This window comes from Caulobacter vibrioides (genome assembly GCF_002310375.3).
GTDB classification, from domain to species: domain Bacteria; phylum Pseudomonadota; class Alphaproteobacteria; order Caulobacterales; family Caulobacteraceae; genus Caulobacter; species Caulobacter vibrioides_D.
Genome location: NZ_CP023315.3, coordinates 3,940,779 through 3,962,026 on the forward strand (window position 1 = coordinate 3,940,779; position 21,248 = coordinate 3,962,026).

Below are 21,248 nucleotides of genomic sequence, written 5' to 3' on the forward strand. Positions count from 1 at the left end.
AGAGCCGGGACCCAGAGGCGGCGCGCACGGCGTTCCTTCACCCCCTGGGCCCCGGATAAGCCCTCCGGGCTTTCCGGGGTGACACGGATTTTGATGCAGAGAGGTTCGGCGGTCTACGGAATGGCGTAGGCGACCGTCGCCTTGGCGGCGGCGCGCTCGCGCCCTTCGGTCCACATCAGGACGTCGACCGTGGCGATCCGGCGGCCGAGCTTGAGCAGGGTGGCCTCGGCGTAGAGGTCGCCCGGCTTGCAGCCCCGAAGAAAGTGGATGTTGAGCGAGGTGGTCACAGACAGGGCCACCTCGCCGATCCGCGCCAGGATCATGGCGTAGGCCGCAGTGTCGGCCAGGCTCATCATCGTCGGACCCGAGATCACCCCGCCGGGCCGCAATTGCCGCGACGCATAGGGCAGTTTCAGCAGAGCACGACCCGCCTCGACCTCCAGAACCTGCGGCATCTGGGCCGCATCGACCTCTGGAAAGGCGCGATGCAGGAACGCGTTCAGCGCCCCTGCATCCATCCGGATCTCAACCTCGTCGCTCACCCGCCGACCTTGACCGTGTTGTCGTCGCCATTGCGGTCGATGACCGTATTGTACGGATCGATGCCGGCGAAGGTCGGCGCCTTGTCGACGGTGAAGGTGAAGGTGTTCTCGCCCGAGCGGATCGCCCGGCGCTGATAGAGCAAGACGTTCTTGGCGGCGAAGCCCTTGTCGCCCGGCTTGGCGGTGAACAGACCGATCTCCATCGACTCGTTCAGGGGCGCGCCCGTCTCCTTACCCTTGCCGTCGGCGTACTTCTTCTGGGCGTCGACCACGACCGTGACGTCGAACTTGCCGTCGGGCCGCTTCTTCACCGAGGCGCTCTTGGTCTTCAGGTCGTAGAGCGTGATCTTCTCGAAGAGGTCCGTGATCAGCGCCTGCTTATCGGCAGGGGCTTCGGCCCGGAGCGCGGCCATGAAGTCGAGCGTGGTCGGATAAGGCGCGCCCTTGAAGGCGAAGTCGGCGATCAGCTTGCGCAGGGCGCGGTTGACGGCTTCTTCGCCGATCTGGTCCTGCAGCCGGTACATGACCAGCGAGCCCTTGCGGTAATAGACATAGGGCTGGTTCTCGACCTTGTAGAGCGGCTGTTCGTCGATGACGTCGCCGCCGCGCGCCCGCAGATAGCTGTCCAGTTCGAACTTCAGGAACTTGCGGATCTGGTCCTCGCCATAGGTGCGTTTCATCACCATCAGGGCCGAGTACTGAGCGAAGGTCTCGGTCAGCATGGCCGCGCCCTGCTGGTCGGCGCCGACCACCTGGTGCGCCCACCATTGGTGGCCGATCTCATGGGCGCCGACATAGGTGACCATGTCGATCTTGGTCGGGTCGCGATAGTCCGAGATGAAGAACATCCCCTCCGACCACGGAATGGTGTTGGCGAACGACTGCGCGAACTGGGCGTAGTCGGGGAACTCCTGATACCGCAGCTGGCGGAACTGATAGGGGCTGAAGTTGGTGCCCATATAGTCCAGCGAACGCTTCATCGACGTCTTCATCCGGTCGATGTTCCAGGGGTGCTGGGCGTCGTAGTAGACCGCCAGCTGCACGCCCTTGTACGTCTCTTCGGACACCTTGTAGCGAGCCGACTGGATCGACACGAAAGGCATGATCGGCGCTTCGCTGACGAAGCGGGCGATACGGCGGCCGTTCTTGACCGTGTCGGAGACCTTGTAGCCCGGCGCGATCGGCGTCTGGTCGGCCACGGTGCTCACCGTGATGTCGGAGCGGATGAAGTCGGCGTCCTTGCGCAGCTGGTGGAACTGCCGGGTCGGAATATCGCCCAGCTTGGCCATGCGTTGCTCGGGGGGCAGACCGTACTTGCGGCGCTTGGCCCGGTCGCTCAGCAGACCGTCGCGCGACATGCCCAGGATCGGGGCAATCTCCAGGTTGTTGACGAAGGTCCCATTGTCGACGACCCGTGTCTCGGTCCCGCTGTTGGGGAAGCCGCGCTGGGCCCGCAGGGTGATGAAGCTCATCTTGCGCTGCTCGCCCGGCGCCATGGGCGTGTCGAAGGCGAAGATGCGGTAGTTGAACTTCTCGAAGGTCTTCTTGGGCCGCGCGCCCTCGATCGACAGGCCCTTGACCTCCAGGTCGCGGTCGAAGCGGACGTGGATTTCCTTCAGCGCCGCGCCGGTCTTGTTCTCCAGAATATACGAGCCCTTGGTCTCGAGGCTGGGTGCGTGCGGCTTGATGTCGACGTCCAGAACCTGGGCGATGATCTTGGGCTGGGGGACGGACTCGAACGGCAGCAGGGTCTTTTCGTAGTCAGCCTGCCACTCTTCGCCGTCGATGCGGGTGCGGTAGTCGTTCCAGACGTTGGTGTTGACGTAGATGAACCCGCCCAGAGCCGCGAAGGCGGCCAATGACAGGCCCATCAGCGCCCCGGCGCCGCCACGCAGGCGCAGCGGCAGACGGCGCAGGCGCGGCAACAGCCGGCTTTCGGTCCCGCGCCGCCACAGGCCATAGGCCAGCACCAGCAAGATGATCGCAAAGGCCGTCCAGTAGGCCCGCAGCCACCAGGCGCCGATCCAGAACTTGCCCAGGCCGTTCATGTCGGAGAACGGCATGTCGGTGGTGGCGCCGTAGTTGTAGAGCTTATGCTCGAAACCAAGGTTGGTGAACGTGATGGTGCTGACGATGTAGATCACCATCAGCGCCCAGCCGATGAACTTGTGCGGGCTGATCGTCTGCAGGAACACCGCCAGCACGGCCACCAGGATGAAGTCCAGCGCCTGCGGCAGCACGTACCAGATCAGGTACTTCTCGAGTTCAAAGTTGAAATAGCCATGGAACACTTGGCTCAGCACGGCGGCGAGCACGCTGATCAGCAGGGTGGAGATCAGCACAAGGCTGATCGCAAGGGTCTTTGGGACGACGAACGCCCAGTCGGGAACCGGGGTGGCGTCGATGATCTCGTGAGTCTTGCGCTCCCGCTCGCGCCAGACCAGTTCGCCCGAATAGTAGATGGCGATGATGATCGGGATCAGGCCGAACGAGCCCAGCAGCGGAAAGAGCAGGATCCGCGTCACTGGATAGACGACCCCGCCATAGCGGCCGGCCTCGGTGGCGAACCACAGCGCGCCCATGGCGTTGGCCAGGCCCAGGAACAGCAGCACGAAAAAGGCCGGACTCTTGAAGACCTGGCCCATGTCGAGGCGTGTGCGGACCATCAGTTGGGCCCAGGCCGTCCGGCGGTCGAACACCGGCGTCGGCAGCGGGCCGGACGGCGGGGACGCAGCGTCAGGCGACGCGGCCTTGGTCTTCTTGGCGCTCTTGCGCTGACCCGACAGCTCCGCCGACTGGAAGCGGAACAGGCTATAGGCCAGGGCCAGGAACCCGGCCGACAGGGCCAACACGAAGACGCGGTTGAACAGCAGCGCGCCGGCCAGCGGCGGCGTCAGGCTGTTGCGCTCGCTGGCGGTCCAGTACTTGGTCGCCAGGCTAAAGGCGGCGGTGCCTAGCGGCTCCCACAGCGCCGCGCCCTTCTCGTATTCGGGTCGATCCAGCGCGATGCCGGCGACAATGTACAGAACCAGGAAGGCGATGACGCCGACATAGGTCCACATCATCGAGCGCGTGACGGTGGCCAGGGCGAAGAAGATCGCCGAGGTCAGCAGGATCGCCGGCAAGGCCAGGGCGAAATAGGAGAACAGATAGGCGTTCAGATCGTTGGGCCCCAGCCGCTCGGGATCGACCCAGGGCATGAACGAGCCCACGAAGATGGCCAGCGGCACGACGAGGAACGAGATCGCCGCCGCCAGGAACGCGCCGGTGAAGCGGCCGTACAGATAGTCGAACTTGCGGATCCGCGTGGATCGCAGGATCGGCCCAAAGCCCGTCTCGTCGTCGCGGACGACCACATTGGCCACAAAGGCCGTGGTCACGAACATGTAGAAGATCGCCAGGATCAGGTGCGTCTGGGCGATCGCGTACGGCGCGTTCTTGTGGATGTTGCCGCCGCCGCCGATCCGGATCTGATCGATCGTCGCCGCCCCGAACGTCATCAGGAAGAAGATGGTCGCCACCACCCAGAAGACGGGCGACTTCAGTTGGTAGCGGAGCTCAAAGCCCGCGATCTTGCCAAACATCGGCTCGTCCTCCTTACGCCGCTTGGCGCGAGCGGGTGGACGACAGGGTGGAGAAGTAGACGTCCTCCAGCCCGCCCTCGACGGGGGTGAAGCCCGCGCCCGGATCGGTCTCGGACTCGATGTGGATCACGGTACGGCCGGCCAGCAGGCGGGTGGAGATGACCTTGTACTGGGCCTTGGCGGCCTCCAGCTCAGCCTTGTCGATGATCTTTTTCCAGATCCGGCCCTTCAGCTGGGCCACCAGGTCGGCCGGCGCGCCCTCGCGCACGATGGCGCCGTTGCAGATGATGGCCATGGCCGGGCAGAGGTCGGAGACGTCCTCGACGATGTGGGTCGACAGGATCACCACCACGTTCTCGCCGATCTCGGCCAGGAGGTTCAGGAAGCGGTTGCGCTCTTCGGGGTCGAGACCCGCCGTCGGCTCGTCGACGATGATCAGGCGCGGATCGCCGATCAGGGCCTGGGCGATGCCGAAGCGCTGGCGCATGCCGCCCGAGAAGCCGGCGATGGCCTTCTTGCGCACGTCCCACAGGTTCACCTGGTTCAGCAGGTGCTCGACGGTCGCCTTGCGCTCCTTGCCGCCGGAGATCCCCTTGAGCACCGCCATGTGGTCGAGCATGTCGTAGGCGGACACGCGCGGATAGACGCCGAAATCCTGAGGCAGATAACCGAGCGTCTTGCGCAGCTCCTCGGGGTGCTTGAGCACGTCAATGTCGCCGAACCGGATATGACCCGAGGTCGGAGCCTGCAGGGTGGCGATGGTGCGCATCAGGGTCGACTTGCCGGCGCCGTTGGGGCCCAGCAGGCCATACATGCCGCGCGGGATCGTCAGGCTGACCTCGTCCAGGGCGCGAGTGCCGTTGCCATAGACGTGGGTCAGATTCTCGATGATCAGCATGGTCTTCCTAATGCCCCCGATGAAAGCCGGACCATCGCCAGCCAGAGCGGCGCGGCGGAGCCAGGCTCCAAAGTTTCCAATTCGGCGTCCGTCGGCCCGGGTGTCGCCACCCGCCCGACCGGCGTCTTAGCCCTAGTCCCCAACGGCGAGATGACTCGACGGCGAGGGCGGCGGCAAGTGAAAGAACGTTTAGGCGCTCTGTTCAACCATCTCGTCGCCAAATCCCGGCCACTTTGCGTCCAGGATTTCACGGTTTCGCGACCGGGGTTTTGACGCGCGGCGTTTGGGTCTACAGGAGGCGCCATGACGACCTACGCTTTTCCCCCGCACGCCATCCCGACGGTCCCGGTGGAGGGATCGGACACTGTGTTTCCGGTGCGTCGCATCCTCTGCGTCGGCCGTAACTACGCCGCGCACCGCCGCGAGATGGGCGGCGATGATCGCGATCCGCCGTTCTTCTTCGCCAAGCCCGCCGACGCCATCGCGCCGCTGGCCGATCAGATCGCCTATCCGCTGGCGACTAGCGACCTGCATCATGAGATCGAACTGGTGGTCGCCTTGAAGGCGGGCGGCGCGAACCTGACGATCGAACAGGCCCTGGCCTGCGTGTTAGGCTATGCGGTCGGCGTCGACCTCACGCGCCGCGATCTGCAAGCCGCAGCCAAGGCCAAGGGTCAGCCCTGGGAGGCGGCCAAGGGCTTCGACCAGAGCGCGCCGATCAGCGCCATCCGGGTGATGGACGCTCCGGCGGCCGAGGCGGCGGTGACGCTGTCGGTCAACGGCCAGGCGCGCCAGCACGGCCTGGTGGGCGACATGATCTGGAACATCGGCGAGGTGATCGCCAAGGCCAGCGAGCTCTGGGCCCTGGCCGCCGGCGACCTGATCTTCACCGGTACGCCCGAGGGCGTCGCCGCCATCGTCCGCGGCGACAAGGTCGTCGGCGAGATCGAAGGCGTCGGCCGTCTGGACTTCACCCTGGCCTGACGTCGCCAGCACGTTCTCGCGGTCATTCGAAAGAGGCTTCGATGAAGCTCGTCCTGCACAGCGCCAAGCGCGCCAGCGCACCCTATCGGGTGCGCATCGGCCTGAACCTGAAGGGCCTCGCCTACGACCTGCGCCCTGTGGACCTGGTGGCCAACGCCCATCAGGGCGAGGATTACCGTGCGCTGAACGCCCAGGCCCTGGTGCCGACCCTGGAGGTCGACGGGCGTCCGCTGACCCAGAGCCTGGCGATCCTGGAGTGGCTGGACGAGACCGTTCCAGAACACCCCCTGCTGCCGACAAGCGCCTTCGACCGCGCCACGGTGCGGGCCATGGCCGAGATCATCGCCTGCGACATCCACCCGCTGAACAACCTGCGCATCCTGCGTCAGCTGACGGCGATGGACATCGACGAGCCGGCGCGCAACGCCTGGGTCGCGCGCTGGATCAGCGACGGCTTCGCGGCCCTGGAGCCGATGGTCGCCGCCCACAGCAAGGGCTACGCCTTCGGCGATACGCCAGGGCTGGTCGACTGCTTGCTGGTCCCGCAGGTGTTCAACGCCAACCGCTTCAACATCGACCTGGCGCCGTTCCCGGCCATCGCCGCCGTCGCCGCCCACGCCCGGGCGCATCCGGCCATCGCCGCCGCCCACCCCGACCATCACCCGGAGCGCTAGATGCTTGAGGACCTCAAAGCCAACAACGCCGCCTGGTCGAAGAGCAAGACCGCGCTCGATCCCGAGTTCTTCAAGCGCCTGGCCAACCAGCAGAGCCCCGAATACCTGTGGATCGGCTGCAGCGACAGCCGCGTGCCGGCCAACGAGATCGTCGGCCTGGATCCCGGCGAGCTGTTCGTCCACCGCAATGTGGCCAACCTCGCCCCGCCGCAGGACGCCAACTATCTGAGCGTGCTGCAGTTCGCGGTCGACGTCTTGAAGGTCAAGCATATCATGGTCGTGGGCCACTATGGCTGCGGCGGTGTGGCCGCGGCTATTGACGGCAAGCGTCGGGGTCTGGTCGATCACTGGCTGCACCCGATCCGCGAGGTCCACGCCGAGCATCGCCACGAGCTGGAGGCGATCCCGGAAGAACGCGCCCGGCTCGACCGACTGACCGAACTGAACGTCACCCGTCAGGTGCGCAATGTCGCCTCGGATGTCTTCGTTCAGGACGCCTGGGCGCGCGGCCAGTCGCTGGCCGTACACGGTTGGGTCTATTCCCTGGCCGACGGCCTGGTGAACGACCTCAATGTCGGCATTGCGGGCCTGGAAGACTACCAGCGCGCGGTCGGCCAGCCGGGGTAAGGCCCTATTCGCCCCGGATCCGCACGCGGGCGGCGGCCTTGCGCCCCTCCGCGTCCACGACGGTGAGCTTGTAGAACCCCGGCGCGGCGGGCTTCCAGATCGCGCGGCCGCTGACCGGATCGGGGTCCAGCGGCGCGCCTTCCACGTACCAGGTCAGGCCCTCGCCCTCGGCGGCGAGCACGAGCCCTCGCGCCTTGGGGCCCAGAGCCTCGACCTGCACCGCCGCCCCGTCGGGCGGGAAGATCAAGCGCGGGCCTCCGCCATCCGCCCGCAACTTCTGCAACGCCGGGGGCGCGGACTTGGGCGCGATCGGGCGTGGCGCGGAGCCCTGAGCCCCCACGGCGTCGGCCACGTCGAACAGCAGGGGCAGGGCCGCGTCCCGTCCCGTCAGGCCGCCGCGCGCGCCGCCGTCGGCGCGGCCTGTCCAAACCAGGATCGCATAGCCGCCGACCACCCCGGCCGCCACCGCGTCGCGGAAGCCGTAGGAGGTGCCGGTCTTGAAGGCCATCGACGGTCCGCCCCGGGTCAGGGCCGACGGCGCGCGCCCCTTCGGCGAGGGGGCCTCACGCAGGATGTCCAGCACCTGCCGCGCCGCCTCGGGGCGGACCAGGCGGGTCCCGCCCGACCGCTCTCGGGTCGCCGCTTCGGCTTCGGTCCAGGCCAGGGGCTTGGCGATCCCGTTGTCGCCCAGCGCCGCGTACAGCATGACGAGGTCGCGCCAGGTGATCCCCTCGCCGCCCAGCGCCAGGGCCAGGCCCGCTTCCTTCAGCTGCGCCTTGGGCCGCGCCAGATGCGCGCCCGCCGCCTCGATCCGTCCGGCGAAGGCCTCCGGCCCCAGCTTCTCCAGGGTGGCGACGGCCGGGACGTTGAGGGAATGGGTGAGCGCCTCGCGCACCGTGACCTTGTCGTGAAACACCCGGTCGAAGTTCTCGGGCTGATAGTCGGCAAAGCGGGTGGCGCTGTCGGTCAGCTGGGTGTCGGCGGCCACGAGGCCATCGTCCATGGCCATCGCATAGATAAACGGCTTCAGGGCCGAGCCCGGCGAGCGTAGGGCGCGGGTCATGTCGACCCAGCCCCCAGCCCGATCGCGGCCGGCCGAACCTACCGAGGCCCGCACCGCCCGATTGCGGATCTCCACCACCAGGATCGCGGCTGTGGCGTCCGGGCCTTGGGCGGCGGCGACGGCGGCGGCCATCGGCTCCAGGCGTGACTGCAGGTCGGCGTCCAGGGTCGAGACCACGCTGGCCTGGCCCTTGGGCGCAGCGCGCGCCAGCTCGCCGGCCGCGTGCCAGGCCAGGGTCGGGAAGGCCGCCCGCCTGGGCAACGGCTCGTTCTCGGCCTCGTAGGCGGCGGCCTCGCTGATGGTCCCGCCTCGCACCATCTTGTCCAGCACCGCGCGCCGCGCCGACTTGGCCGCTTCAGGCCGTCGGTCTGGGCGGCGGGCCTCAGGCGACTGCGGCAGGGCGATCAGCAGCGCCTGCTCACCATCGGTCAGGCTGGACGGCTCATGGCCGAAATAGCTGAGACTGGCGGCCCGCGCGCCCTCCAGGTTGCCGCCATAGGGCGCCAGGGTCAGGTAGAGGGCCAGGATCTCGCGCTTTGAAAGCCGCGACTCCAGCTGAACGGCGCGGACCATCTCGATCAGCTTGGCCCCCAGGGTGCGGGGCCTTGGCTCCAGCAGACGCGCGGTCTGCATGGTCAGGGTCGAGGCGCCGGACGTCACGCGACCATGGACCACCGCCGAGCCCATGGCGCGGGCCAGGGACAAGGGATCAACGCCCAGATGCCACCAGAACCGGGCGTCCTCGACCTTGATCAGACGCTTCTGGAAGGTCGCGTCGGTGCGTTCCAGGTCAGCGCGAATCCGCCAGCGCCCGTCCTCGACGGGCAGGGCCCGCAGCCACGCGCCGCGCTGGTCCAGCACCACCGCCGAGGACTGCCGCGCACGGGTCATGTCGGGTGGGAAGGCGGCGCTAAGGGTGAACAGCACGACCTCGGCGGCGAGCACGGCGATCAGGGCCTTGGTCAGCCGGGGGACGCGACAGGCTTCATCTCCCCAAAACTCAAAGCGTGTCATCCCGGCCGGACCCCGGCCTTGAGCCGGGGGGAGAGCCGGGACCCAGGGGTCGCCGCAATGCGCTTGGCCCCTGGGTCCCGGATCGACCCTGCGGGTCGTCCGGGATGACACGGTGTTTCAGGTCGCACCAGGCCCTCACTGCCCCGGCGCGATGGTCGCGCGCGAGGCGTCCGAGCGGGCCACGACCGCCGGGCGGTACATGTCCTTGGCCACCGCGCCCGGCAGGAAGAACGAGCCCGGCGTCACCGCCCGCGCCACATAGGCCAGGGCGAAGGGCTTGTTCCCCTCCAGGTCCAGGGCCGCGATGAAGCGATCGTCGCGGCTTTCCTGCACGTCGGCGGCTGTCAGCTCGCCCAGGAACTTGAACGGACCGTTCTGAGCGTCGTCGGCGCCCAAGGTGGTCTCGATCTCGAACCCGGCCGGCAGGGCGTCATCGACCACCAGGGCCACCGAGCGCTCCTGCATCGAGCGGCCGGAGACCAGAACGATGATCCGGTCACCCTGGCGGATGGTCGCCGGATCGATCGCCGCACCGCCCATCGACAGCAGACGCTTGCCCACCGACAAGCCGCTGGCGGTGGCCGGCGGAGCCGTGACCGGCGTGCCGCGCACGCTGACCGTCCGCCACAGCACGCCCTTGCCGGTGTTGACGAAGCGGGCGTCGGCCAGCTTGCCCACCGCCCAGCGGGGCGCGCCGCCGGCGGGCGGCAGCGGGTTGGCGCCGGTGGCCTGGATCGAGATCGGGCCCGACGCCTTGATCAGGGCGTTGGCCGCGTGCAGCAGCGCCGCCTGCTCCTGGGTGTTGAGGGCGTCGGGATCCTTGACCGAGTTCTCCAGCCGTCCCTGCATCTGGCGCGCCACGTCCATCATGCCGGACTCGGCGGCCAGCGCCGTCAGCACGGCGGTGTCGCGCAGGGTGGACTGGTACCAGTCCATCTCGTCGCGATAGCCCAGCGACCCGACCGCCTGGCGCATGGCCGAGCGGGCGCGGGCGTTGTCGCCCATGCGGGCCAGGCCCGCGGCGACATAGGCCTTGGCGATCGGCTGGTTCTCGTCCTTCATCTGCACGTCGTGCCACCAGCGCAGGCGGGCAAGATCCCCCTTGCCGGCCTTGGCCATCACATAGAGGGCGTAGGCGCTGGCGCGACGACGCATGCGCTCAGTCGCCTCCTTGGAGGCGTCCTCGTTGCTGGCCCACCAGCCCGGATACTCCATGCGGTAGGCGACCGAGGCCCAGCCTTCGGGTCGGCTGACCTGGCGCATGGCGTTCACGGCCTTGTCGATGGCCGCGTCCGGCACGGCCACGCCCTGCGCCTTGGCCTCCAGCAGGAAGTCGACGACATAGGCGCCCAGCCACGGGTCGGCCTCGCCATCGCCCACCCGCCACAGGCCAAAGGCGCCGTCCAGGGTCTGGCGGTCCAAGAGCTTGCCCACCGCGCCCGCGAGGGCGGCCGGGGTGCGCTTGAGCTTGGGATCGTTCGAGAAGGTCTGGGCGTACAGCAGCGGATAGGCCGTCGAGACCAGCTGCTCGGTGCAGCCATACGGATAGCGCTGCAGCGCCACCGCGATCGCCGAGGGGTCAAAGCCCCGGATCGGCGAATAGCTGACCTGCATCGTCACATCGCCCGCCGCCAAGCCCGCCAGCAGCGGGTACGAGGGCGTAAAGGCCTCGCCCGGCTTCTGCGGCTCGGTGGTGGTGCGCACGATGTCGCCCCAGCCCAGACGCGTCTGGATCGGATAGTCCTTCTGGGTCGCAAAGCCCGGGCCCGACACCTTGAAGCCGATCTTGCCCACGCCCGTGACGTCGGGGGCCAGGAACGGGATCTTCTCGGCGATGCGCTGGCCCAGGATCAGCTGGAACACCTTCTTGAAGGCGACCTTCAGACCGCCCACCGAGAAGGCCTCGGCGGTGTAGGCGCCGGGCTTGCCCTCCACATTGTGCAGCTCCAGCGTGGCGTAGGCCTGGTCGCCCGGCGCCAGGAAGCGCGGCAGGTTCAGGTCCGCCACCACCGGCTGGCGTACGGTCAGGGGCTTGGACGCCGAGCCAACGGCGGTGTCGGTCCAGGCCACCGCCTGGATGCGCAGTTCGCCGTTGAAGTCGGCGGCCGGCAGCTTGACCACAGCCTTGCCGTCCAGGTCGGTCTCCACGACGCCCGACCATAGGGCCACGGTCTTGATCGGCGTGGTGGTCAGGCCCTCGCCGCCGATCTCATCGCCGCCGAAATTGACATTGGCCGGGGCGCCCATGTTCGGGTCGAGCAGGCGGCCGTAGTCGTCGCGATAGTTCAGGGTCAGGGCCCGCTTGCCGAAGTACCACTTCACCGGGTCCGGGCTTTCCTGGTGAGTCAGGCGCAGGATGCCCTCGTCCACCGCCGCGATGGTGATGCGCGCCTTCTGGCCAAGGCCCATGCCCGACACCTTCACCGGGATCTCGACCGGCGCCTTGCTGTCGATCTTGCTGGGCGTGCCCAGATCGACCGTCAGCTTGCGGCCCTTGGGGTCGATCGGGACATAGACCAGGCCCAACGCCCGACGCGGCTTGGGCGAGGCGACCGGATCGCGCGGCTGGATGACGCTGACCATCACATAGGCCCCGCCGCCCCAGGCGGCCGAGGTCTTCAGGCGCACGGTCGTCCCGTTCTCGCCGACGCTGACGGTCTTCAGGTCGATCAGGCGATCGGTGGCGACCGCGATCTGGGCTTCGCCGGCATAGGGCGGCTTCAGGGTGATCTCGACGGTGTCGCCCTGCGCATAGGTCTTGGTTCCGGCGGTGACGCGGACGACGTCCGGCGCCTCGCCCTCACGGGCCGGCGCGCCCCAGCCCGCCGAGAAGCGGGTGACGGTCTTGGCCCCATCGGCCCCTTCGACCTCGAGGCGATAGTCGCCCCAGCCCAGACGGCGAGTGATCTTGGCGGGCTGACCCGCACCGATGTTCACCTGAGCCTTGGCCACGATCGCGTCGCGGCTGCTGCGCCGCCACTGCCATCGGCCGTTCTGCTGGAACCAGTCATAGTCCCAGCGCTCGGCCACCAGGGCGTAGGTCGCGGTGGCGCCGATGCGCTGGCCGGCGGCGTTGACCGCGATGAGGTCGAGGCTGACGGGCGGATCGCCCTGGCCCGCCTCGCCCTGCTCGACCTTGACGCCGTAATAGACGGCCTTGGGGCGCACCTTCAGGTCCAGCCCCTCGCGGACCGGACGGCCGCCTGGCTCGAACACCGAGGCGGTGACCGAGGCCACCAGCGGCTGAGCGGTGTCGCCCACATCGCCGGTTCCCACCGACAGGATCGCGCGGCCCTCGCCGTCGGTCACCGTCGAGCCGAGGTCGAGATACTTCTCCTCGAACGGCTTGCCCTGGTCGCCCCACTCAAAGCCCTTGTAGGCTGGGAAGGGGTCGGTGTCGGCGCGCAGGCGGGCCTCGCCTTGCGTCTGCAGGCCCGCGCCCGGCGCGCCGTAGAGGAAGCGCGCCGAAACATCGACCTTGCGGGTGTCGCCCGCGCCCAGCGGCGTGGCCTCCTGGCCCGTGGCCGTGACGGCCAGGCGCTGGGGCGCAAAGTCCTCGACTGAGAAGCTCAAGGCGCCCGTCGCGTCTTCGATGCCCTCGACATGCAGCTCGGCCATCCAGCGCCCGCGCGGCGCCGAGCGCGGCAGGGCGATGTCGGCCAGGGCGACGCCCGCATTGGCCTGGCTGAACGGATAGCGGCGGAACTCGACGCCCGAGGGGCGCTTGACGATGATCTCGCCCTTGCGGTCGTTGACCGCCTTGGCCATCCGGTCACGGATCATCGCCGTCAGGTGGACCGTCTCACCCGGACGATAGATGCCTCGGTCGGCGTAGAGATAGCCGTCGATGTCGGCCGCCACGCTGCGACCGTCGACGCCGCCCTCGGTGCGACCGCCCACGCCCTGCTTGGACAGGTCCACCGGCGAGCGGTCCAGATCCAGCACGGCCAGATCGCCCTGAGCGCCATAGGCCATGACCATCTTGGCGCGCTCGGCCCCCTGGCCCTTGAGCAACGGGCGCAGGAACCGTACGCGGCCGTCGGCGTCGCTCTGGGCCTCGGCCAGCGACTCGCCGTCGGCGGCCACCAGGGCCACGCGCACGCCCGACATCGTCTTGGCGCTCTTCAGCGAGCGGACGACCACGTCCAGGCTTTCGGAGCCATCATAGGCCAGCATGGCCATGTCGGTGAACACGATCCAGCGGCGGGCCTGGGCGGGGTTGTTGTCGCCGTCCTCGGCCTCGCGGCCGCCCGAGGCGTCACGCGCCTTGATGACAAAGGCCCCGGCCTTCATGTCCTTGAGCACCGCGCCCAGCGGGAAGACGGTAGTCGCCTTCTGGCCGGTCGCGCCGCCGGTGACCTGGACCGTGCCCTTCCAGACCTGGCGGCCGTCATCGCCGACGGAATCCTCGCCATAGTCGCCGGCCCAGTCGCCCTCACCGGTGGGTTCGGGCGCGCTGATCGACTTGCGCACCAGGTTGCGGTCCGGCACGCGCCAGACCTCGATGGCCAGGGCCTGGACGTTGATCGTCTCGATGGCGACGCCGTCGGACTCTTCACGCGGCAGGATCACACCGTCGCCGGCGAAGCCGACATAGGGGGGCTTCTCGCCGAAGGTGAAGTCGACGTCGGCGTTGGCCTCCAGGGTCTCGCCGCCCTTGGCGGGCAGGCCCTTGAGCAGGGTGATGCGATGGTCGGTGAAGCCGACGCCGCCCAGGCACAGCTCGTCGCCCTTCACCCGGACCGACGGCTGGCGGCCGATGTCCGGCGAAACCAGCACGAAGTCGGCATAGGCCTTGGACGGATCCAGATCCTGGCTCATGCGGATACAGGCCAGCGGATCGGGACCGCTGCTGTCGACGCGCGTCTGCCAGACGGCGAAGCCTTCGGGCTTGGGGATGCCGCGACGGGGCGCGTTGGCGCCGCGCGGCTTGCCAAACAGCGACCAGGCCTCGCCCTTCACCGACTCCGCCCCGGCCGGCTTGCCGCCGCCGAAGAAGTGACCGCCCTTGCCCACGGCGAAACCGCCGCCGAAGCCGACGACCAACGCCCCGGCCAGGGCCAGGGCGACGGGGCCTTTCAAGGCGTCCGGCCAGCGTTTGGCGACCGCGTCGCGCGCGGCGCCCCAACGAGCCTTCAGAGCCGCGCGGAAGTCACGGCCACCTTCCGGCGGCGTCTCGTCCGTCGACATCGTCATTCCCCTTCGGCTCAGCCCCGGGGGGACTTGAGCCTAAGCGGCGACGAGGGTCAACGGCGGTCCGATGACGATGTCAGGCGTCGAAGGCGACGAGGCCGGTGGCCAGGTCGTAGCAGGCCGACACGACCTTCAAACGTCCCGCTTCCAGCTTCTCGGCCAGAATGCCGTCAGCCACCTTCAGCCGGCCCGCGACGTCGCGGACGTTCTGGCGGATGGCGGCGTCCTGCAGGTCGGCCGGATGCTTCTCCTCGGCCGCCACGACGGCGGGCAGGATGGGCAGCACCATCTCGTGCAGCGCGCCGTGCAGGTGCGCGTGCTTGGTGGCGACGTCGACGGCGGCGCCGACCGCGCCGCACTTGGTGTGGCCTAGAACCACGATCAACGGAGCGCCCAGGTGCTCGACCGCATAGATGATCGAACCCAGCCCTTCGCGGCTGACGGTGGAGCCGGCGACCCGGACCACGAACAGTTCCCCGAGATTACAGTTGAACACCAGTTCGGGCGGCACACGGCTGTCGGAGCAGCCGACGATGATCGCGAACGGCTTCTGCCCCTTGGACAGATCGTTGATCCGCGCCAGGCTGGGCAGCATCAGATTGGCCCCGCCGCGGGCGAAGATGCCGTTGCCGTGCTTGAGGCGGCCCATGGCTTCGTCGGGCGAGACCTCCTGCGGCGGCGCATGGGCTTCGGGCGCGTGGGCGGGATCGGGCTCCATCGGCTTGACGGTGGCCATGGCCTTGTTGAGCGCGGCCTTGTCGCTGGCCTGATGCTTGAGGGCGGTGGCGGTGCGCCGGCCCTTCTTGGTCAGCACGTTGGGCGCATGCCCGTCGCCCTCGGCGAAGGCCAGAGCGGGCGCGGCCATACCGGCCAGCGCCCCCAAGAGCAGCCGTCTCGAAACCATCTCGTCCCCCGACGCGGTTAGAAGTCACCGGGACGATAGGCGACGACGGCTCAAGACAAGGTTAACCGATCCCTACAGCGGCAATTCGACACGTTTGACCACGGTGCGCATGGCGATGCTGGAGCTGACCCGCACGACGCCGGGGATCCTCGTCAGTTCCTGAGCGTGGACCCGCTCCAGATCATCGACGTCCCGCACCACCAGCCGAAGCAGATAGTCCGAGCCGCCGGTCATGAGGTAGCACTCGGCCACCTCGCGCACATTGGCGATGGCCTTCTCGAAGGCGCTGAGCGCGCTCTCGGCCTGAGACGACAAGGTCACGGTGACGAACACGCTGAGCGGCAGGCCCACGGCCCGTTCGTCGATCACGGCGGCGTAGCGGCTGATGACGCCCTGCTCCTCCAGCGCCCGGACGCGACGCAGGCAGGCCGATTCCGACAGGCTGACCGCCTCGCCCAGCTCGACATAGCTGGCGCGGCCCCGTCGCTGCAGCGCCGTGAGGAGCTTCCGGTCGAAACTATCCAGTTCTACGGCGGCTTTCTTCATGTCTGGACCATAACACGCAGGATTCCTGCATCAAGGCGCCCATAGGGATCGAAATCACCAAGAAAGTTGCGAAGAAAGAGGCGCATGATCGACCTCAAAGCGCTTTTGGAGGAAACATCATGCGCGTTGGCGTCCCTTCCGAGATCAAACCGGGCGAACACCGGGTCGGACTTACTCCCACCGCCGTCCGTGAATATGTCGGCCACGGCCATACCGTCATCGTACAGTCGGGCGCGGGCCTCGGCGCCGGCTACGCCGACGACGTCTACGTCAAGGCAGGCGCGAGCATCGTCGCCGACGCCGACGCGGTATTCACCGGCGCGGACATGATCGTGAAGGTCAAGGAACCGCAGAAGGTCGAGTGGGAAAAGCTCGAGCCGCGCCACATCCTCTTCACCTACCTGCACCTGGCGCCCGATCCGGCCCAGACCGAAGGCCTGCTCAAGAGCGGCTGCGCGGCCATCGCCTATGAAACCGTGACCGACGCCAAGGGCGGCCTGCCCCTGCTGGCGCCGATGTCGGAAGTGGCCGGCCGCATCGCCGTGTTCTCGGCGGCCGAGACCCTGCTCAAGCACAATGGCGGCATGGGCCTGCTGCTCAGCGGCGTGCCCGGCGTGCCGCCGGCGCGCGTGGCCGTGCTGGGCGGCGGCGTGGTCGGCAGCAACGCCGCGCGTATGGCCGCGGGCCTCGGCGCCGAGGTCGTGGTTCTGGAACGCTCGATCCCGCGCATGCGCGAGCTGGACGATCTTTATCAAGGCCGGATTCTGACCCGCTACTCGACCTTCGGGGCTGTGGAGGAAGAGATCCTCAAAGCCGACGTCATCATCGGCGCGGTGCTGACCGCCGGCGCCGCCGCGCCCAAGCTGGTGCGTCGCGAGCACCTCAAGCAGATGAAGCCGGGCTCGGTGCTGGTCGACGTCTCGATCGACCAGGGCGGCTGCTTCGAAACCAGCAAGCCGACCACCCACGCCGAGCCGACCTACACGGTCGACGGCGTCGTCCACTACTGCGTGGCCAACATGCCGGGCGCGGCGCCGCGCACCTCGTCTGAAGCCCTAGGCAACGCCACCCTGCCCTTCGGCCTGGCCCTGGCCGACAAGGGCCTGGACGCCCTGAAGGCCAATGTTCACCTGGCCCGGGGTCTCAACGTCCTGAACGGCGAGCTGACCCACCCGGCCGTGGCCGAGGCGCTGGGCAAGACCTCGATCGATCCTTACGGCGCCTGGAAGTAAGGGCTCCGATCATCGGACAGAAGAAGGGCGCCGTGCGAGATCCGCACGGCGCCCTTTGAGTTTTTGGGAGAGGAACTGACGCTTACAAAAAGTCAGGCGGCGAAGCGGGCGATGTCCTGGCGGTTCTCGAGGAGATCGAGCACGTCGCGCATGCGGAAATCGGGATCACCAGGATAGAGCGCGTCATAGACCGACCGCGCGAAGGCCAGGTCGGCCGCGGTCTTGACCCGCCAGTCCAGCCGCGAGCAGTCGCGGGCGGCGCGTAGATGGGCCTGGCGCCAGCGTTCCGGCTGGTTGCGAATGGCGGCGGTGGGCGAGATGCGCGCGGCCGGGTCGCGCTCCTCGGCGGCGGCCTGACGCAGGACGCTCGCCTTGATGACCTCGACCTCGAGACCGGCCGGATAGGTGCGTTGGACGCGGTTGGAGGTGTAGTCCGCGCCGCTGGTCAGCGCCATTTGGACGGCGTCATCGACCACGCCGGGATCCATGAACGGCGCGTCGCCCTTCAGGCGGACGACGTGGCTGACGGCGCTGATGGCCTCTGCGCATCGCGCAATCCGCGCCAGGATATCGGCCCCGGCGCCGCGATGGACGGTATGGCCGCGCGCGACAAGGAAGCCGGCAAGGGCGTCATCGGCCTCACCTTGGCTGGTGGCCACAATGATCTTGGACAGACGTCGCGCGCCCCGCAGGCGCTCCAGCTGACGTACGATCATCGGTTCGCCCTGCAGCGTGGCCATCGACTTGCCCGGCAGGCGGGACGAGCCCATGCGGGCTTGCAGGACGGCGAGGATCATGACGCGTCTCCGTGGGTTGAAACCAACCTAGGCCAGAAGAATAAAACCCCGATGAATCAGAAACTTATGCAAGCTTAACAGGCACGCTTAACGCGCGCTGAACGACGCTGCGCCCAGGCGCGCGCCGTCCCATGCAGCCTATTGTCCAGAGTGATTCTAGGAGGGTGTTAGGCGACCCAACGTCGCGGATCGAGCGCGACCGGATCGTCGATCGCCATGTCGTCCCAGTCGAGGTCCGGCGGCGGGCTCGAGGCGGCCGCCACCACCGCCGACAGCTCGGCGGCCGAGTTGACGCCGACCAGAACGGCCGACCCCTCGGGACGCGACAGCGCAAAGCCCAGGGCGGCCTGCAGCGGGTCCGAGCGGCCCTCGGCGATCATCCGGCGCACGCGCGACAGACGACCCGAAGCGCCCTTGAGCTGGGCGGGCACGCGATCGGGCGGCAGGAACAAAAGACCATTGAGGAAGATCGAGCGCAGATGCACCTCGATCCCCATGCCGGCGATGCGTTGCAGCGAGCCATCGGCCAGCAGGCGCTGATCGAGCAGCGAGGCCGGGGCCTGAAGGATGTCGGGCTTGAAGCGCCGGGCCACGCCCACCGGATCGTCCGAGGCGTGGGCCGAGACGCCGACCTTGGCGAACAGACCCTGGTCCTTCAGGCGCTGCAGACGCTCCCAGAGCGCCGCGCCATGCGGACCGAACAGCTCAGCGGGCGAATGAACGACGATGGCGTCGGCGCGTTCGACGCCGATTCGGCGCAGGGCGGCGCGGGCCTCGGCCTCGACAAAGTCGGGGCCGCGGTCGGCGCGGGCGGTCGAGATCGTGACGCGGAACGGAACGGGGCGCGGGATGAGGTCGCCCAACAGGGTCTCAGCGCGGCCAAACAGACCCGAGGCGTCCAGCACCGACAGTTTGGCGCGGGCGGCGATGTTCAGGATATCGCGCGCTTCGGCTTCGGGCGTGCGACCGCGCGGCGCGGACGAGCTCCCGCCGTCGAGGCCGAATTGAGCGGCCGCCAGACCCAGTTTTGAGACCGAAATGGACATCGCCATCCGTGCGCGAAACTCACCAACAGATCGGGAGGCTACGCGCCAAGGTTTGAACATCCGGTTTCTGGAACCTTGCCGAGGGGTTAAAGTCGCGATGATGACGATGATCCATTCTGACGCCCCGTGGCCGATGCATGGCCTGGCCGAAGACGCCCGCCCGGCCTTGGCCCAGGCGCTTTTGAAAGGTCCTGCGGCCCTGGCGACGATCGTCGCGTTGGGGGGCGGCGGACCGCGCCCGGTCGGCGCGCAGATGGTGTTCGGCGACGGACTCATCTCGGGTTTCCTGTCCGGCGGCTGTATCGAGGCCGACGTCGAGGTTCATGCCCGCGCCTGCCTGGAGGACGGGATTGCCCGCCGGCTGGTCTATGGCGAGGGTAGCCCCTGGCCGGACATCCGCCTTCTGTGCGGCGCGCGGATCGAAATCCTCGTCGAGCGGATCGCCCCCGACGACATGGCGGCCCGAACCCTTCTGGATCTCGCCGCCGCGCGCCTGCCCGCCTTCTGGGTCAGCGACGGCGCGCGCCGCCTCTGCGCCGAGGAGCCTCAGGTCCCCTGGGCCGGCGCGTTCGAACGCGCCTATGACCCCGTCCCGCGCCTGGTGGTGATCGGCGGTGATCCGACCGCCCTGGCCATCGCCAGTCTCGCGGCGCAGTCGGGCCACGAGACGTTCCTGCTGCGCCCCAAGGGTCCGGCCGCGCCGCCGCCCCTGGCGGGCGTGGCCTACCACCGCGAACCGCTGGAGGGCGCCCTCGCCGCCATCAGGCTGGACGCCTGGACCTCCGTGGCGGTGTGCGGTCACGACCTGGAGCAGGATCATACCGCACTCATGACCGCCCTGCCCTCGCCCGCGCCCTATGTCGGCCTGCTGGGCGCGCGGCGACGCCTGCCTGAGCGGATCGCGCGCCTCCGCGCGGCGGGTCTTGGCGAGCGCGAACTGGCCAAGCTGCGCGCTCCGATCGGCCTCGATCTCGGCGGCAAGGCGCCGTTCGAGGTGGCGGTCGCGGTGATCGGCGAGGTGATGGCCGCCCGCCACGGCCAGCCGGCGCTGGCGCGGCGGGTGGTGGAGGCCTGAGGGGCCGCCAACCCTCAAAGGCAAAATCTCAACGTCATCCCGGAAGCCTCGCAGAGGCTATCCGGGACCCAGGGGCGGCGCGCATTGCGTTTCGTCACCCCTGGGTCCCGGCTCTCCCCCCGGCTTTCGCCGGGGTCCGGCCGGGATGACACGTTGTTTTGGATCTTGAGAAATCAGGCCGGAACCGTCTCCGCCGCGAACGCCGCCAGGTCCTCGATCAGGGCGTTGGCCGCCAGGTTGACCAGCTCGCCGCCCTTCTCGGGCGTCGCCTGGGCCGGGTCGGAGCCCATGCGGCCGTCGGCGTAGCGGGCGCGGAAATCCAGCGCTTCGCGGATCGGCCCCGTGGGCGCGATCTGGGGCGAATAGGCCGCCGTCTTGATCGTCTCCGGATAGGCCCACTGGGTCACCGCGATCTCGGACGGGGTGGCGTGGCTGCCATGGCCCGTCGGAAACTGGCGATTGGCCAAGGCGTTGACGCCCGCCAGGTCCCACCAGTTCTTCAGCTTCAGGGCGAAGGGCGCGCGCTGCTGGCGGAAGCTGTAGTCGGCGTAGATCTCCGAGAACGCCGCCTCGATCGAGGCCACATTGCCGCCGTGGCCGTTCAGGAAATAGATGCGGGTAAAGCCGTGGGCGCTCAGCGACCGCACCCAGTCGCCGATCGCGGCGATGAAGGTCGAGGGCCGCAGGAAGATGGTGCCCGGAAACGCCAGGTGATGCTGGGCCATGCCGATGTTGAAGGTCGGCGCCACCAGCACCTTGTCGCCCGCGCGCTTGCTGGCCTCGTGGGCGATGATCTCGGGGCACAGCCAGTCGGTGCCCAGGAGGCCCGTCGGCCCATGCTGCTCGTTCGACCCGATCGGCACCACCACGCTCGTGCTGGTCTTCAGGCGCGTTTCGATCTCGGACCAGGTGGATAGGGCGAGCAGCATGAAAAACTCCGGACAAGGGCGACGCGTTAGCTTTACGCCGCCCGCGCAAGGTCGTCATCTTGCCCGGATCAGAAAGCCGATTGGTCTTCTTGCGCCGAGGAAGGCGCATCGCCTATGCCAACGGCCAACGAGATAAGGGA

General features: G+C 68.4%; 15 protein-coding genes and 1 pseudogene. 6 read left to right on the forward strand and 10 right to left on the reverse strand.

Annotated elements, in window-relative coordinates:
* Window positions 1-113: 113 nt before the first annotated feature.
* From CA606_RS18750 to CA606_RS18760, 3 genes are read right to left on the reverse strand one after another with little or no spacing between them, the layout of a single operon-like run.
* The gene (locus tag CA606_RS18750; protein ID WP_096053155.1) at window positions 114-542 is read right to left on the reverse strand and encodes a PaaI family thioesterase; all 429 of its coding nucleotides are present in this window, start codon (window positions 540-542) and stop codon (window positions 114-116) included.
* Entirely contained in the window at window positions 539-4,126 is a 3,588-nt protein-coding gene (locus CA606_RS18755; RefSeq protein WP_096053154.1) for a M1 family aminopeptidase, read from the reverse strand. Before CA606_RS18755 ends, CA606_RS18750 begins: the two co-directional genes overlap by 4 nt.
* 13 nt (window positions 4,127-4,139) lie before the next feature.
* Window positions 4,140-5,024 carry an ABC transporter ATP-binding protein gene (locus tag CA606_RS18760; protein ID WP_096053153.1) on the reverse strand — a complete coding sequence of 295 codons (885 nt, stop codon included), beginning with the start codon at window positions 5,022-5,024 and terminating at the stop codon, window positions 4,140-4,142.
* Window positions 5,025-5,327: 303 nt separating this feature from the next.
* On the opposite strand from CA606_RS18760, the gene CA606_RS18765 reads away from it, so the two are divergent.
* From CA606_RS18765 to CA606_RS18775, 3 genes are read left to right on the forward strand one after another with little or no spacing between them, the layout of a single operon-like run.
* Window positions 5,328-6,008 carry a fumarylacetoacetate hydrolase family protein gene (locus CA606_RS18765; RefSeq protein ID WP_096053152.1) on the forward strand — a complete coding sequence of 227 codons (681 nt, stop codon included), beginning with the start codon at window positions 5,328-5,330 and terminating at the stop codon, window positions 6,006-6,008.
* Window positions 6,009-6,049: 41 nt separating this feature from the next.
* Window positions 6,050-6,682 (forward strand): maleylacetoacetate isomerase, encoded by a 633-nt coding sequence (maiA, locus tag CA606_RS18770; RefSeq protein WP_096053151.1) that lies wholly within the window; start codon window positions 6,050-6,052, stop codon window positions 6,680-6,682.
* Window positions 6,683-7,309, forward strand: a complete 627-nt coding sequence (locus tag CA606_RS18775; RefSeq protein ID WP_096053150.1) for a carbonic anhydrase — start codon at window positions 6,683-6,685, stop codon at window positions 7,307-7,309.
* A gap of 4 nt (window positions 7,310-7,313) precedes the next feature.
* On the opposite strand, the gene pbpC is transcribed toward CA606_RS18775, so the two are convergent.
* The 4 genes from pbpC to CA606_RS18795 all read right to left on the reverse strand — a co-directional run bounded on the left by pbpC (window position 7,314) and on the right by CA606_RS18795 (window position 16,029).
* On the reverse strand, window positions 7,314-9,497 hold the full coding sequence (gene pbpC, locus CA606_RS18780; protein ID WP_096053149.1) for a penicillin-binding protein 1C: 2,184 nt from the start codon (window positions 9,495-9,497) through the stop codon (window positions 7,314-7,316).
* A 24-nt stretch (window positions 9,498-9,521) separates the two neighbouring features.
* Window positions 9,522-14,582, reverse strand: a complete 5,061-nt coding sequence (locus CA606_RS18785; RefSeq protein ID WP_096053148.1) for an alpha-2-macroglobulin family protein — start codon at window positions 14,580-14,582, stop codon at window positions 9,522-9,524.
* A gap of 73 nt (window positions 14,583-14,655) precedes the next feature.
* Window positions 14,656-15,483 carry a carbonic anhydrase gene (locus CA606_RS18790; RefSeq protein ID WP_096053147.1) on the reverse strand — a complete coding sequence of 276 codons (828 nt, stop codon included), beginning with the start codon at window positions 15,481-15,483 and terminating at the stop codon, window positions 14,656-14,658.
* A gap of 72 nt (window positions 15,484-15,555) precedes the next feature.
* Entirely contained in the window at window positions 15,556-16,029 is a 474-nt protein-coding gene (locus CA606_RS18795; protein ID WP_096053146.1) for an Lrp/AsnC family transcriptional regulator, read from the reverse strand.
* Between the two features lie 119 nt (window positions 16,030-16,148).
* Between CA606_RS18795 and ald the strand changes: the two genes are divergently transcribed.
* Window positions 16,149-17,261 carry an alanine dehydrogenase gene (gene ald, locus CA606_RS18800; protein ID WP_096053145.1) on the forward strand — a complete coding sequence of 371 codons (1,113 nt, stop codon included), beginning with the start codon at window positions 16,149-16,151 and terminating at the stop codon, window positions 17,259-17,261.
* A gap of 92 nt (window positions 17,262-17,353) precedes the next feature.
* On the opposite strand, the gene CA606_RS18805 is transcribed toward ald, so the two are convergent.
* Both CA606_RS18805 and CA606_RS18810 read right to left on the reverse strand, forming a co-directional pair.
* A complete protein-coding gene (locus tag CA606_RS18805) occupies window positions 17,354-18,058 on the reverse strand; it encodes a glycosyltransferase family protein (RefSeq protein WP_096053144.1) in 705 nt (234 codons plus the stop codon).
* A 167-nt stretch (window positions 18,059-18,225) separates the two neighbouring features.
* Window positions 18,226-19,104, reverse strand: coding sequence for a bifunctional regulator KidO (locus tag CA606_RS18810; RefSeq protein WP_096053143.1), 879 nt, complete (start codon window positions 19,102-19,104; stop codon window positions 18,226-18,228).
* Here CA606_RS18810 and CA606_RS18815 point away from each other — a divergent pair.
* Together CA606_RS18815 and CA606_RS20725 are read left to right on the forward strand one after the other, a co-directional pair.
* Complete coding sequence (locus tag CA606_RS18815; protein ID WP_096053142.1) at window positions 19,097-20,179, forward strand: XdhC family protein; 1,083 nt, start codon at window positions 19,097-19,099, stop codon at window positions 20,177-20,179. The genes CA606_RS18810 and CA606_RS18815 overlap by 8 nt on opposite strands.
* A 25-nt stretch (window positions 20,180-20,204) precedes the next feature.
* A pseudogene (locus tag CA606_RS20725) lies at window positions 20,205-20,333 on the forward strand (hypothetical protein); the annotation flags it as partial.
* 19 nt (window positions 20,334-20,352) lie between these two features.
* On the opposite strand, the gene CA606_RS18820 reads toward CA606_RS20725, so the two are convergent.
* The gene (locus CA606_RS18820; RefSeq protein ID WP_096053141.1) at window positions 20,353-21,108 is read right to left on the reverse strand and encodes a creatininase family protein; all 756 of its coding nucleotides are present in this window, start codon (window positions 21,106-21,108) and stop codon (window positions 20,353-20,355) included.
* Between the last annotated feature and the right edge of the window lie 140 nt (window positions 21,109-21,248).